Origin of the sequence: Streptomyces sp. NPDC005803 (assembly GCF_040630435.1) — a bacterium.
In the GTDB taxonomy this organism is placed as follows: Bacteria; Actinomycetota; Actinomycetes; order Streptomycetales; family Streptomycetaceae; genus Streptomyces.
Genome location: NZ_JBEXXO010000004.1, coordinates 184,421 through 198,821, shown reverse-complemented (window position 1 = coordinate 198,821; position 14,401 = coordinate 184,421). Strand labels below are relative to the sequence as shown.

Below are 14,401 nucleotides of genomic sequence, written 5' to 3'. Positions count from 1 at the left end.
GAGCCAGTTCTCGTGCCTGTGGGATCTGTGCCACGCGGAGCCACGACAGAGGCCGATAATCCTCACAAAAGGGCCACTCGGATGACGGCCTTCGGACAGCAAGGCAAGGCGTACCTACGTGGTTACGGAGGGTGGTAAGTACGGCCTGCCTTGCTGGCGGGGGCCGTTTTTCGTGCGTATTTTCGATGATGTCGAGCGGGGGCGGGGTGAGCCGGATCCGCTGCCTGAGAAGGGGAGAGCCGTGTCCATCATCGAGACCGACGCCGTACTGCACGAGGCGCACCGGGACAACCACACCCACCGTGACGTGAACGGCGGCTGGCTGCGTCCCGCGGTGTTCGGCGCCATGGACGGGCTCGTCTCGAACCTCGCCCTGATGACCGGCGTCGCGGGCGGCGACGTCTCGCACCGCACGATCGTGATCACCGGCCTGGCCGGCCTGGCCGCGGGCGCCTTCTCGATGGCGGCCGGCGAGTACACCTCCGTCGCCTCGCAGCGCGAGCTCGTCGAGGCCGAGCTCGCCGTCGAGCGGCGGGAGCTGCGCAAGCACCCCAAGGACGAGGAGCGGGAGCTCGCCGAACTCTACGAATCCCGCGGCGTCGAGGCGGGGCTGGCCCGCGAGGTCGCCCGGCAGCTGTCCCGCGACCCCGAGCAGGCCCTGGAGATCCACGCCCGCGAGGAGCTCGGCATCGACCCGGGCGACCTGCCCTCGCCCCTCGTCGCCGCCGTGTCCTCGTTCGGCGCCTTCGCGCTCGGCGCGCTGCTGCCCGTACTGCCCTACCTGCTCGGCGCGGACGCGATGTGGCCCGCCGTGCTGCTCGCCCTGGCCGGACTCTTCGGCTGCGGCGCGGTGGTGGCCCGGGTCACGGCCCGCAGCTGGTGGTTCAGCGGGCTGCGCCAGCTGGTGCTCGGCGGTGCGGCGGCCGCGATCACCTACGGCCTGGGCGCCCTGTTCGGCGTCGCCGTCGGAGGCTGAGCCTTCGCATCCCGTACGGTCCACGGCCACGCGCACCCCCCGGTGTGCGTGGCCGTAACGTGTACGCCACCTGTGTGACGTACGTCCTGACCACCGCCACTGGGCGGATCGGCCGTACGCGACGTAAAATGAGACTCTATGCAGGACTACACATAAGTAGTCGTTACCCGGCGGTTTCGTTTGCTTTGCCGCCGGGCATGAGCCGTAGACACCGCAGGCAACGACGCCTGCTCTCTGCGGCCTCCCGGGCGCCGATCCTCCGACTGCGACCCCCTCCACCGCCACGGCGGTGTCCGTATGTTGGAACGAGCTATCCGCTTTTTGAGAAGCGTCCCATCATGTAATCTGCACGAAATTTCGCAGAGGGCCAACGTCGTCCCTCGGCACGCATATGCCACGACGACGACGGGAGAGCCGATGCGCACCGACGCCTGGTCGCCCATGGACGGTCGCCCCGCCCAGCAGGGGATGTACGACCCCCGCAACGAGCACGACGCCTGCGGTGTCGGGTTCGTAGCCACTCTGACCGGTGTGGCCGGCCACGAGATGGTCGAGCAGGCGCTGACCGTACTGCGCAACCTCGAACACCGCGGCGCCACCGGATCCGAGCCCGACTCCGGTGACGGTGCCGGAATCCTGCTCCAGGTCCCGGACGCCTTCCTGCGCGCAGAGGTCTCCTTCGACCTCCCCGAAGCCGGGGCCTACGCCGTCGGCATCGCGTTCCTGCCCGCGGACGACTCCACCGAGGCCGTCCGCGGCCTCGAGAAGATCGCCGCCGAAGAAGGCCTCAAGGTCCTCGGCTGGCGCGAGGTCCCGGTCGCCCCCGGCATCCTCGGCAACGGCGCCCGCGCCACCATGCCCGAGTTCCGCCAGCTCTTCGTCGCGGACGGCGAGAGCACCGGCATCGTCCTGGACCGCAAGGCCTTCGTCCTGCGCAAGCGCGCCGAGCGTGAGACCGGGGTCTACTTCCCGTCGCTCTCCGCCCGCACGATCGTCTACAAGGGCATGCTCACCACCGGGCAGCTGGAACCCTTCTTCCCCGACCTCTCCGACCCCCGCTTCGCCACCGCGGTCGCACTGGTCCACTCCCGCTTCTCCACCAACACCTTCCCGAGCTGGCCGCTCGCACACCCGTACCGCTTCGTCGCGCACAACGGCGAGATCAACACGGTCAAGGGCAACCGCAACTGGATGAAGGCCCGGGAGTCCCAGCTCGCCTCCAGCCTCTTCGGAGAGGCGCGGCTCGACCGGATCTTCCCCGTCTGCACCCCGGACGCCTCCGACTCGGCCTCCTTCGACGAGGTCCTGGAGCTGCTCCACCTCGGTGGCCGCTCGCTGCCGCACTCCGTCCTGATGATGGTTCCCGAGGCGTGGGAGAACCACGCCTCCATGGACCCGGCCCGGCATGCCTTCTACCAGTACCACTCCACGATGATGGAGCCCTGGGACGGCCCGGCCTGCGTCACCTTCACCGACGGCACCCAGGTCGGCGCGGTCCTCGACCGCAACGGGCTGCGCCCCGGCCGCTACTGGGTCACCGACGACGGCCTCGTCGTGCTCTCCTCCGAGGTCGGCGTCCTGGACATCGACCCCGCCAAGGTCGTCCGCAAGGGCCGCCTCCAGCCCGGCAAGATGTTCCTCGTCGACACCGCCGAACACCGCATCATCGAGGACGACGAGATCAAGGCGTCCCTGGCCGCCGAGAACCCGTACGAGGAGTGGCTGGAGACCGGCGAGATCGAGCTCGAGGACCTCCCCGAGCGCGAGCACATCGTCCACACCCACGCCTCCGTCACCCGCCGCCAGCAGACCTTCGGCTACACCGAGGAAGAGCTGCGCGTCATCCTCGCCCCGATGGCCCGCACCGCCGGCGAACCGCTGGGCTCCATGGGCACGGACTCGCCGATCGCCGCGCTCTCCGAGCGCCCCCGGCTGCTCTTCGACTACTTCACCCAGCTGTTCGCGCAGGTCACCAACCCGCCGCTGGACGCCATCCGCGAGGAGCTCGTCACCTCGCTGCGCTCCACGCTGGGCCCCCAGGGGAACATCCTGGAGCCGACCGCCGCCGCGTGCCGCGCGGTCACCCTGCCCTTCCCGGTGATCGACAACGACGAGCTGGCCAAGCTCATACACATCAACGCCGACGGCGACATGCCGGGCATGAAGGCCGCCACGCTCTCCGGCCTCTACCGGGTCGGCGGCGGCGGCGAGGCCCTCGCCGCCCGGATCGAGCAGATCACCACCGAGGTCGACGCCGCCATCGAGGACGGCGCCCGCCTGATCGTCCTGTCCGACCGGCACTCCGACGCCGAGCACGCGCCGATCCCCTCGCTGCTGCTCACCTCGGCCGTCCACCACCACCTCATCCGCACCAAGCAGCGCACCCAGGTGGGCCTGCTGGTCGAGGCCGGTGACGTCCGCGAGGTCCACCACGTCGCCCTGCTGATCGGCTACGGCGCCGCCGCGGTCAACCCCTACCTGGCCATGGAGTCCGTCGAGGACCTCGTCCGGGCCGGCACCTTCATCGAGGGCATCGAGGCCGAGCAGGCCATCCGCAACCTCATCTACGCCCTGGGCAAGGGCGTCCTGAAGGTCATGTCCAAGATGGGCATCTCCACCGTCGCCTCCTACCGCGGCGCCCAGGTCTTCGAGGCCGTCGGCCTCGACGAGGACTTCGTCGCGCAGTACTTCAACGGCACCCCCACCAAGATCGGCGGCGCCGGACTCGACGTCATCGCCAAGGAGGTCGCCGCCCGGCACGCCAAGGGCTACCCCGCCTCCGGCATCTCCGCCTCGCACCGCGCGCTGGAGATCGGCGGCGAGTACCAGTGGCGCCGCGAGGGCGAGCCGCACCTGTTCGACCCGGAGACGGTCTTCCGCCTCCAGCACGCCACCCGCAACCGCCGGTACGACATCTTCAAGAAGTACACGGACCGGGTGAACGAGCAGTCCGAGCGCCTGATGACGCTGCGCGGCCTCTTCGGCTTCGCCTCGGACCGCGAGGCCATCGACATCGACGAGGTCGAGTCCGTCTCCGACATCGTCAAGCGCTTCTCCACCGGCGCCATGTCGTACGGCTCGATCTCCCGCGAGGCGCACGAGACCCTCGCCATCGCCATGAACCAGCTGGGCGGCAAGTCCAACACCGGTGAGGGCGGCGAGGACGCCGACCGGCTCTACGACCCGGCACGCCGCTCCTCCATCAAGCAGGTCGCCTCCGGCCGCTTCGGTGTGACCAGCGAATACCTGGTCAACGCGGACGACATCCAGATCAAGATGGCGCAGGGCGCCAAGCCCGGCGAGGGCGGCCAGCTGCCCGGCCACAAGGTCTACCCGTGGGTCGCCAAGACCCGGCACTCCACCCCGGGCGTCGGTCTGATCTCGCCGCCGCCGCACCACGACATCTACTCCATCGAGGACCTGGCTCAGCTGATCCACGACCTCAAGAACGCCAACCCGGCGGCCCGCATCCACGTGAAGCTGGTCTCCGAGGTCGGCGTCGGCACGGTCGCCGCCGGTGTCTCCAAGGCGCACGCGGACGTCGTCCTCATCTCCGGCCACGACGGCGGAACCGGCGCGTCCCCGCTCACCTCGCTCAAGCACGCGGGCGGCCCCTGGGAGCTCGGCCTCGCCGAGACCCAGCAGACCCTGCTGCTCAACGGCCTGCGCGACCGCATCGTCGTGCAGACCGACGGCCAGCTCAAGACCGGCCGCGACGTCGTCATCGCCGCGCTGCTGGGCGCCGAGGAGTTCGGTTTCGCGACCGCGCCGCTCGTCGTCTCCGGCTGCGTCATGATGCGCGTCTGCCACCTCGACACCTGCCCGGTCGGCATCGCCACCCAGAACCCGGTCCTGCGTGACCGCTTCTCCGGCAAGGCCGAGTACATCGTCAACTTCTTCGAGTTCATCGCCCAGGAAGTCCGCGAGATCCTCGCCGAGCTCGGCTTCCGTACGATCGAAGAGGCCGTCGGCCACGCCGAGCTCCTCGACACCGACCGTGCGATCACGCACTGGAAGGCGCAGGGCCTCGACCTCGCCCCGCTCTTCTACGTCCCGGCCCTGGCCGACGGCGCAGTCCGTCACCAGATCGCCGAGCAGGACCACGGTCTGGCCAGGGCCCTCGACAACGAGCTCATCAAGCTCGCCGCCGACGCCCTGAAGGCCGACAGCGCCGAGGCCGCCCAGCCGGTCCGCGCGCAGATCGCGATCCGCAACATCAACCGGACCGTCGGCACGATGCTCGGCCACGAGGTCACGAAGAAGTTCGGCGGTGCGGGCCTGCCCGAGGACACCATCGACATCACCTTCACCGGCTCCGCGGGCCAGTCCTTCGGCGCCTTCCTCCCCAGCGGTGTGACGCTGCGCCTGGAGGGCGACGCCAACGACTACGTCGGCAAGGGCCTCTCCGGCGGCCGCGTCATCGTCCGCCCGGACCGCGGCGCCGACCACCTGGCCGAGTACTCCACCATCGCGGGCAACACCATCGCCTACGGCGCCACCGGCGGCGAACTGTTCCTGCGCGGCCGCACCGGTGAGCGCTTCTGCGTCCGCAACTCCGGCGCCACCGTCGTCTCGGAAGGCGTGGGCGACCACGGCTGCGAGTACATGACCGGCGGCCACGCCGTCGTCCTCGGCGAGACCGGACGCAACTTCGCGGCCGGCATGTCCGGCGGTGTCGCGTACGTCATCGACCTGGACCGCGACAACGTCAACGTCGGGAACCTCGGCGCGGTCGAGGAGCTCTCCGAGACCGACGAGCAGTGGCTGCACGACGTGGTGCGCCGCCACCAGGAGGAGACCGGATCCACGGTCGCCGAGAAGCTCCTCGCCGAGTGGACCACCGCGGTGGCCCGCTTCAGCAAGATCATCCCGTCCACCTACAAGGCAGTGCTCGCCGCCAAGGACGCCGCTGAGCTCGCCGGTCTCTCCGAGCAGGAGACCACCGAGAAGATGATGGAGGCGGCGACCAATGGCTGACCCCAAGGGCTTCCTGACCACCGGCCGCGAGGTCGCCAAGACCCGCCCCGTCGGCGAGCGCGTCAAGGACTGGAACGAGGTCTACGTTCCGGGCTCGCTGCTCCCGATCATCAGCAAGCAGGCCGGCCGCTGCATGGACTGCGGCATCCCGTTCTGCCACAACGGCTGTCCCCTCGGAAACCTCATCCCCGAGTGGAACGACTACGCCTACCGCGAGGACTGGACCGCCGCGTCCGAGCGCCTGCACGCCACGAACAACTTTCCGGAGTTCACCGGGCGGCTCTGCCCGGCCCCGTGCGAGTCGGCGTGCGTGCTCGGCATCAACCAGCCGGCCGTCACGATCAAGAACGTCGAAGTCTCGATCATCGACCAGGCGTGGGACCGCGGCGACGTCACCCCGCAGCCGCCCGAGCGCCTGTCCGGCAAGACCGTGGCCGTCATCGGCTCAGGACCGGCCGGACTCGCCGCCGCCCAGCAGCTGACCCGGGCCGGCCACACGGTCGCCGTCTACGAGCGCGCGGACCGCATCGGGGGACTCCTCCGCTACGGCATCCCCGAGTTCAAGATGGAGAAGTCGCACATCAACCGCCGCATCGAGCAGATGCGCGCGGAAGGCACCAAGTTCCGCACCGAGATCGAGGTCGGCAAGGACATCGACGCCGCGAAGCTGCGGCGCCGCTACGACGCCGTCGTCATCGCCGCCGGTGCCACCGTCTCCCGCGATCTGCCCGTCCCGGGCCGTGAGCTGAACGGCGTGCACTTCGCGATGGAGTACCTGCCGCTCGCCAACAAGGTGCAGGAGGGCGACCTGACGGTCTCCCCGATCACCGCGGAGGGCAAGCACGTCGTCGTCATCGGCGGCGGCGACACCGGTGCCGACTGCGTCGGCACCGCCCACCGCCAGGGCGCGCTCTCCGTCACCCAGCTGGAGATCATGCCCCGGCCGGGCGAGGACCGGAACGCCAACCAGCCCTGGCCGACCTTCCCCATGCTCTACAAGGTCACCTCCGCGCACGAGGAGGGCGGCGAGCGGGTCTACTCCGTCTCCACGACCCACTTCGAGGGCGACGAGGACGGCAACGTCCAGGCCCTCCACCTCGTCGAGGTGGAGTTCAAGGACGGTAAGCTGGAGCAGAAGCCCGGCACCGAGCGGAAGATCCCCGCACAGCTGGTCACCCTCGCGATGGGCTTCACCGGCACGGACCAGGCCAACGGGCTGGTCCAGCAGTTCGGTCTGGAGCTCGACGCACGGGGCAACGTCGCCCGTGACGACGACTACGCCACCAACGTCGACGGCGTGTTCGTCGCCGGAGACGCCGGCCGCGGCCAGTCCCTCATCGTGTGGGCCATCGCCGAGGGCCGCTCCGCGGCACGCGGCGTGGACCGCTTCCTGACCGGAGCCAGCGCCCTGCCGGCCCCGATCCGCCCGACGGACCGTTCCCTGACGGTCTGATCACGGCACACCAGACGTCCCGTACAACGGCGTACGGAACTGAACGCGGCGCCTGCCCGTCCCCGACCGGACGATTCGGCAGGCGCCGTGGCGCGTCCGGGGACAGTTCGCCGCACCGGCCCCTCAGGTGACCAGAGCCAGGGCGCAGGTGGCGGCGGACACCGCCGTCACCGACAGCACCAGCCCGGTCAGGACGAAGCGCCCCACGGCGATCCGCGTCCCCTGCCAGCGGCACCGCTCGAACCACAGCAGCGTCGCCAGCGACCCCCACGGCGTGACGACGGACCCCGCGTTGACCCCGATCAGCAGGGCCAGCAGCTGATGGTGGTTGTCCGCCGGGATCACCGCCTCGCCCGCCACGTACGCCGGCAGGTTGTTCAGCACATTGGACAGCCCCGCACCCACCCCGGCCGATCGCAGCATGCCCACGAAACCGTCGTCGGAGCCCAGCGCCCGCACCAGCAGCTCGTGCAGCCCGTGGGCGTTGACCGTCTGCACGACCAGGAACATCCCCGGGACCAGCACCAGCAGCCGCCATGGAACCAGCGACACCCGCAGCTCCTCCCGGCGCCGCACCGCGTAGGCCGCCACCACGACCACCATCGCGACCAGCGACGCGGACCACAGCGGCACATCGAGCAGCAGGATCGCCAGCAGGAAGCCACCGCACGCCACCGCACAGATCCGCAGCAGCACCGGATCGCCGGGCACCGGCAGGGCGGGCGGCGTGTAGCGGTCCGCCCCACGACGTCCACGGCGCCAGTAGAACACCCACAGACACAGGGCCGTCACCCCGATCGCGGCCAGCTGGGGCAGCCACATCACGGCCGCCAGACCGGCCGGGGACAGCGCCACGCGGTCCGCGGCCAGCAGGTTCGTCAGGTTCGACACCGGCAGCAGCAGACTCGCCGTGTTGGCCAGCCACACCGTCGTCATCGCCAACGGCAGGGCCGCGATGCCCACCCGGGTGCCGAGCGCCAGCATCACCGGGGTGAGCAGCACCGCGGTGGTGTCCAGGTTCAGGGTGATCGTGGTGAGCGAGGCGAACGCCACGCAGAGCGCGAAGAGCAGCGGATAACGGCCCCGTCCGGCCCGCGCCACCCAGGCCGCCACCACGTCGAAGACCTGCGCCCGGCCCGCCAGTTCTGCCAGCACGATCACGGTCGCCAGGAACGCCAGCAGGGGACCGATGCGCCGCATCTCGTCCGCCGCGGGATCCGCGGGCAGCAGCCCGGTCACGACCGCCAGCACGCCCAGCAGGAGCAGCCCGCCCGCCAGCCGGTCCAGTGGATGCAGCCGTCGGACGAAGGAAACCGCGACCGGGCCCCCGGCCCGCCCGGCACCGGGCCGCCGGGCGGAGTGATCTCTGCGCATGGGGCAATGGTGTCAGAAGGAGACCCGGGCTCCTCGCAGGTGGGCGGGGGTCCACGGCCGTACCGGACGGCCCCGGCGAGCGGGCGCGCGCCCCCGGCTCAGCCCGTCAGCGCCGACGTCTTCAGGACCACCAGCAGCACCAGCACGGCGAGCAGCACCACACACCCGGCCGCCTGCACGGGCGTACGCCGCTGCGCCGGGGCGTACGCGTAGACGACGGTGACGACCGCCCCGGTCAGCAGCCCGCCCAGGTGCCCCTGCCACGAGGTGAAGCCTGCGGAGATCACCATCCACACCAGGAACCCGGCGAGAAACCGGTTCACCGCCCGCATGTCCCGGCCCAGGCGCCGGTTGATGACGTAGAACGACGCGGCGAGACCGAAGACCGCCCCCGAGGCGCCCACCGCGCTGTCGTACGGCGCGACCAGGTAGACCAGGACCGAACCGCCCAGCGCGGACAGCAGGTACAGCGCGAGGTACCGGACCCGCCCCAGCTGCTCCTCGACGACCCGGCCGAGGTTCCACAGCGCGTACATGTTGAGGAGGATGTGCAGCACGCCGAACGGCAGGGAACCGAAGGAGGACGCGCCCGGCGGCAGGTGCAGGAAGGAACCGGTCAGCAGCCGGTACCACTCACCGTCCACCACACCGATCACTTCGAAGCCGGGGAACTCCCCGTCCACGTAGACGTAACCGGTCCCGTCGGGGCCCGTCAGCGCGGCACCCGTCATCGCGAACCGGTCGACGATGCCGGGCCGGACCAGCTCGGCCAGGTACGCCAGGACGTTGAGGCCGATCAGCACAGAGGTGACGACCGGCGCCGCCCCCCGGGACACCGCGCCGCCGAACACCGTCCGCGCCTGCCGCACGGAACGCCGCCCCTCCTTCACGCACTCCACGCAGTGATGGCCGACGGCCGCCTCGCGCATGCAGGCGGGGCAGATGAAGCGCTCACAACGGGTGCAGCTCACGTACGTCTCGTACGAGGGATGGCGATAGCACGTGGTGACGTCGGCCTCCATGGCCGGCTCCTTCATCGGTGTACGGGCGAGAGCCGGTGGGGGCGGCGGCGATCAAGATAGCGAACCCGGGGGAGCGGGACGCACCCCGGGCGGTCCTGGAGCGATGGGGATGAGGGCGGGGGAGAGGGCCGGGGCACGTACCCCCTGCGCCGGCGCAGACCGACACCACCCTCCGGCTGACGGCTCCGGAGGGTGGTGTCGGCGCCGGGCCAGGCGCCGGAGGCCGGTGCGGGTCTCGGGAACGGACACCGTTCCGCGGCTGCCGCGACGCGTCTGCCGCAGAACGGGGCGCCGGGCGCGGGGGTGCGCGGCGCCGGCCGGCTGTCGGACCAAGGGCTCTCCCGTCATCCCTGGCGGGCGCACGACGACAGCTACGGCACCTCGCCGCGTTGTCGGAACGCCCGGATCATCCAGTGTGCGGACGCTCCTCCGCCTTGCGATGCACCGCATCTGACGCCGCGCGCCGATCCACCAGGGGTTACGGGGCAGCCCTTAGGCGCCGGGAATCCAGTAGCGGTGCACCTGCGAGACCTTCGGGCGCTCGCTCGCGGCGGGCAGGCCCTGCTTCTCGGCGACCGGCATCATCACGGCGCCGAACTTGTCCATGGCCTCCTGGGACTCCCAGAGGTCGTACACCTCGATGCCCGCGTCGGTGGTGACGCAGACGTGCGCGAGGCATCCGGCGAACGTGTCGCCGGGCATCGACTGGAGTTCCCCGTTGAGCTTCTCGTACTGGTCCGTCGTCATGCCGGGCAGCGACGCCTTCATGAAGATCGCCATCTGAACTCACCTCGGAGCGGGAGCGGCCCTCCCCGCCGCCGGGACGGCGGCCCTTCGCCTCTTCCAGCACACCACGCCGGGGCCCGCACGGCATCCGTCCGGGTGGTCCGCGACCAAGCTTCGGGATACCGGACAGAGGATGTCGGGATTTCCGGCTTCGATGGAGTCATGACCTCACATTTCTGGGCGGACTTCCGGTCGGCGGAGCCGGACTTCGCCGACGCCGTGCGCCGGCGCTTCGAGCAGTACAAGCACCACGTCCTGGCCACCGTCCGCAAGGACGGCTCGCCGCGCGTGACCGGCCTCGAAGTGGAGTTCCGGCTCGACGAGCCGCTCCTCGGCATGATGCCCAACTCGCGCAAGGCACTCGACCTGCGCCGCGACCCCCGCTTCGCGGTGCAGGCCAACCCGGGCCCCGACGCCGAGATGGCCGACGGGGACGTACGGATGTCCGGACGCGCGGTCGAGGTGACCGACCCCGCCCTGCTCGCCCGCTTCATCGGCGAGGTGAAGCCGCCGGAACCCTTCCACCTCTTCCGGGTGGAGCTGACCGAGGTGGTGCGCACCGGGCTCGAGGGCGGCGACACCCTGGTCATCCAGGTCTGGCGCCCGGGCCGCCCGCTGCACACGATCCGCAGGGGGAACGACGACGGCTCGGCGGACGCGGCGACCTGACCGCTGTGGGGCCGCGGACGACGGGGGCGTCCGCGGCCGCTCCCGCCGGGCGGAGAATGGGCGGGTGCCTACCAAGAAGAAGCCCCAGGCGACCCCCTCGCCCGAGCGGCGTGGTGAACTGCTCGCCACCGCCGCCGAGGTGTTCGCCGCCCAGGGATACAACGCCACGACCGTCCGCAGGATCGCGGACGCGGCCGGAATGCTCGCGGGCAGCCTCTACTACCACTTCGATTCCAAGGAATCGATGCTCGACGAGATCCTCTCCACCTTCCTGAACGAGCTCTGGGAGGGGTACGACGCCGTCCTCGACGCCGGGCTGGGCCCCCGCGAGACCATCGAGGCACTCGTCACCGAATCCTTCCGGGAGATCGACCGGCACCGCGCCGCCGTCGCCATCTACCAGAAGGAGGCGCGGCACCTGGCCGCCCAGCCCCGGTTCCAGTACCTCGTCGACTCCCAGGAGAAGTTCGAGAAGGCCTGGCTCGGCACCCTGGAGCGCGGCGTCGCCGACCGGACCTTCCGCGCCGACCTCGACGTCCGCCTCACCTACCGGTTCGTCCGCGACACCGTCTGGGTCGCCGCGTCCTGGTACCGGCCGGGCGGACGGCACAGCCCCGAGGAGATCGCCCGTCAGTACCTCTCGATGGTCCTGGACGGCATCGCCCTGCGTCGCTGAACCGGCCCGGGACGGGTGCGGACGGCTTCTCGGACGACTTCGGGACGGCTTCGGACGCCTCCGGGCCGGACGCCCCAAGGGTTCCCCCGGACACGAGCCGGCCGGCGGCGTGGCGTGTCCCACCGCTGGTCGGCAGATCGTGCTACGGTGGTCCGGTTGCAGTTTTGGTACCCATGAACTTTATGTGCGCCTGACGGAGACGCTTCCTCAGGCGCTTTATTGTTTTCCGGCTTTCTCCGGGTGGGGCTCAATGCGGCGACTTGGAATTCGTAAAGTGCGGATTTCCGGCACTGCACCTGTTTGAGGAGATTGACATGGCTACTGGAACCGTGAAGTGGTTCAACTCGGAAAAGGGCTTCGGCTTCATCGAGCAGGACGGCGGCGGCGCCGACGTCTTCGCCCACTACTCCAACATCGCCACCCAGGGCTTCCGTGAGCTCCAGGAGGGCCAGAAGGTCTCCTTCGACGTCACGCAGGGCCAGAAGGGCCCGCAGGCGGAGAACATCGTCCCGGCCTAATTGCCGGACGCGTACCTCGCAGCCGGGGCCCGCACCGTGACGGTGCGGGTCCCGGCTTGTGCTGTCCCTGGGAAGTAGCGCAAAGACCGGGCGCCGATCGGCGCCCCCTGCACCGGGTGCGACGAAGCACCCCGGGTGTCCCGAGTGTTCCGCGCGCCGTGTTCAGCGGTTCGTCCGCACGTCCACGCAGCCCCGGAATTCTCCCGCAGTCCCCAGCAGTTCCCGTAGTTCCCAGGAATCCCCCAGGAGGGCAATTCCGTATGACCCGCTCCGAACGTCAGGACCGTCCCGCCCGCAATCGCCCGTCGAGGGGGCGTGGCACGGCCCAGGCACAGGCAACCGCACAGGGTTCCGGCAAGGGATCCGGCAAGGCGTCACCCCGTCGCAGGGCCACGCCGCCGCAGGGTGAGTTCGCCCTGCCCGAAACCATGACCCCCGCACTGCCCGCCGTCGAGGCGTTCGCCGAGCTGGACATGCCCGCCGCCCTGCTGAAAACCCTTGCCGCGCAGGGCGTCACCGACCCGTTCCCGATCCAGGGCGCCACCCTGCCGAACTCGCTCGCCGGCCGGGACATCCTCGGCCGCGGCCGCACCGGCTCCGGCAAGACCCTCGCCTTCGGTCTCGCGCTGCTGGCCCGCACCGCCGGGCGCCGCTCCGAGCCCACGGCTCCGCTGGCCCTCGTCCTCGTCCCGACCCGCGAGCTCGCCCAGCAGGTCACCGACGCGCTGACGCCGTACGCCACCGCCGTCAACCTGCGGATGGCCACCGTCGTCGGCGGCATGTCGATCAGCAAGCAGTCCGGCACCCTGCGCCGTGGCGCCGAAGTGCTCGTCGCCACGCCCGGCCGTCTCAAGGACCTCATCGAGCGCGGCGACTGCCGCCTGGACGATGTCTCCATCACGGTCCTCGACGAGGCCGACCAGATGGCCGACATGGGCTTCATGCCGCAGGTCGTCGCCCTGCTCAAGCAGGTCGAGCCGGGCGGGCAGCGGATGCTGTTCTCCGCCACCCTGGACAAGAACATCGACCGGCTGGTCAAGATGTTCCTGACCGACCCCGTCGTGCACTCGGTCGACCCGTCCGCCGGTGCCGTCACCACCATGGAGCACCACGTGCTCCACGTGATCGACGAGACCGACAAGAAGGCCGTCGCCACGAAGATCGCCGCCCGTGAGGGCCGCGTGATCATGTTCGTCGACACCAAGCGCGCCGCCGACCGCTTCGCCAAGCGGCTGCTCGCCAGCGGTGTACGGGCCGCGGCGCTGCACGGCGGGCGTTCCCAGCCGCAGCGCAACCGGACCCTGGACCAGTTCAAGAACGGCCAGGTCACCGCGCTCGTCGCGACGAACGTGGCGGCCCGCGGCATCCACGTCGACGACCTCGACCTGGTCGTCAACGTGGACCCGCCCACCGATCACAAGGACTACCTCCACCGCGGCGGACGCACGGCGCGCGCGGGCGAGTCCGGCAGCGTCGTCACGCTGGTGCTGCCCGAGGAGAAGCGGGAGATGACCCGGCTGATGCAGGACGCGGGCATCGCGCCCCGCACCACCCGGATCAAGTCCAGCGACGAGGAGCTCACCCGCATCACCGGGGCGCGCGAGCCGTCCGGCGTCGCGATCGTGATCGAGGTCCCGCAGCCGACCCAGCCGAAGCCGCGCACGCGGTCCGGCGGGAGCACGGGTACGGGCGCCGGCAACGGTGGCGGATTCCGCTCGGGCAGCCGTGGCCGGGGCCGGCGCGGTGGCGCCGGGGCAGCCGGTGGCAGCGGTGCGCAGGGCACCGGCGGCGCGGCCCGGGGCTCGGGAGCCGGTGGCACCTCGCGCGGGTCGTCGGGTACGGGTGGCGCCTCGCGCGGCACCGGTGCCGGTGGCGCGGGTCGCTCCGGCGGTTCCGGCCGGGGCGGCGCCCCGGCACGTGGCCGTCGCGCGGCCTGACAACCGAGCCGCA

The 14,401-nt window shown here is 70.8% G+C and carries 10 protein-coding genes; 7 read left to right on the top strand and 3 right to left on the bottom strand.

Features of this window, described 5'->3' with window-relative positions:
- Positions 1-241: 241 nt before the first annotated feature.
- The 3 genes from ABZ454_RS08100 (at position 242) to ABZ454_RS08090 (ending at position 7,406) form a co-directional block, all read left to right on the top strand.
- The gene (locus ABZ454_RS08100; protein ID WP_356314959.1) at positions 242-976 is read left to right on the top strand and encodes a VIT1/CCC1 transporter family protein; all 735 of its coding nucleotides are present in this window, start codon (positions 242-244) and stop codon (positions 974-976) included.
- 417 nt (positions 977-1,393) lie between these two features.
- On the top strand, positions 1,394-5,953 hold the full coding sequence (gene gltB, locus ABZ454_RS08095) for a glutamate synthase large subunit (protein ID WP_359536548.1): 4,560 nt from the start codon (positions 1,394-1,396) through the stop codon (positions 5,951-5,953).
- Positions 5,946-7,406 (top strand): glutamate synthase subunit beta, encoded by a 1,461-nt coding sequence (locus ABZ454_RS08090; RefSeq protein WP_359536547.1) that lies wholly within the window; start codon positions 5,946-5,948, stop codon positions 7,404-7,406. The genes gltB and ABZ454_RS08090 overlap by 8 nt, the downstream gene beginning before the upstream one ends.
- Before the next feature lie 123 nt (positions 7,407-7,529).
- Here ABZ454_RS08090 and ABZ454_RS08085 read toward each other — a convergent pair whose 3' ends face one another.
- The 3 genes from ABZ454_RS08085 to ABZ454_RS08075 form a co-directional block, all read right to left on the bottom strand.
- On the bottom strand, positions 7,530-8,780 hold the full coding sequence (locus ABZ454_RS08085; protein ID WP_359536546.1) for an SLC13 family permease: 1,251 nt from the start codon (positions 8,778-8,780) through the stop codon (positions 7,530-7,532).
- A 98-nt stretch (positions 8,781-8,878) separates the two neighbouring features.
- Entirely contained in the window at positions 8,879-9,802 is a 924-nt protein-coding gene (locus tag ABZ454_RS08080; protein ID WP_359536544.1) for a rhomboid family intramembrane serine protease, read from the bottom strand.
- A gap of 492 nt (positions 9,803-10,294) precedes the next feature.
- Complete coding sequence (locus tag ABZ454_RS08075) at positions 10,295-10,582, bottom strand: hypothetical protein (RefSeq protein WP_359536543.1); 288 nt, start codon at positions 10,580-10,582, stop codon at positions 10,295-10,297.
- Positions 10,583-10,750: 168 nt separating this feature from the next.
- Between ABZ454_RS08075 and ABZ454_RS08070 the strand changes: the two genes are divergently transcribed.
- The 4 genes from ABZ454_RS08070 to ABZ454_RS08055 all read left to right on the top strand — a co-directional run bounded on the left by ABZ454_RS08070 (position 10,751) and on the right by ABZ454_RS08055 (position 14,388).
- A complete protein-coding gene (locus ABZ454_RS08070) occupies positions 10,751-11,257 on the top strand; it encodes a pyridoxamine 5'-phosphate oxidase family protein (protein ID WP_359536542.1) in 507 nt (168 codons plus the stop codon).
- Positions 11,258-11,321: 64 nt separating this feature from the next.
- Entirely contained in the window at positions 11,322-11,933 is a 612-nt protein-coding gene (locus ABZ454_RS08065; protein ID WP_356314938.1) for a TetR/AcrR family transcriptional regulator, read from the top strand.
- Between the two features lie 314 nt (positions 11,934-12,247).
- A complete protein-coding gene (locus ABZ454_RS08060) occupies positions 12,248-12,451 on the top strand; it encodes a cold-shock protein (protein ID WP_015607926.1) in 204 nt (67 codons plus the stop codon).
- 260 nt (positions 12,452-12,711) lie between these two features.
- Positions 12,712-14,388, top strand: coding sequence for a DEAD/DEAH box helicase (locus ABZ454_RS08055; protein ID WP_356314935.1), 1,677 nt, complete (start codon positions 12,712-12,714; stop codon positions 14,386-14,388).
- Positions 14,389-14,401: the final 13 nt, after the last annotated feature.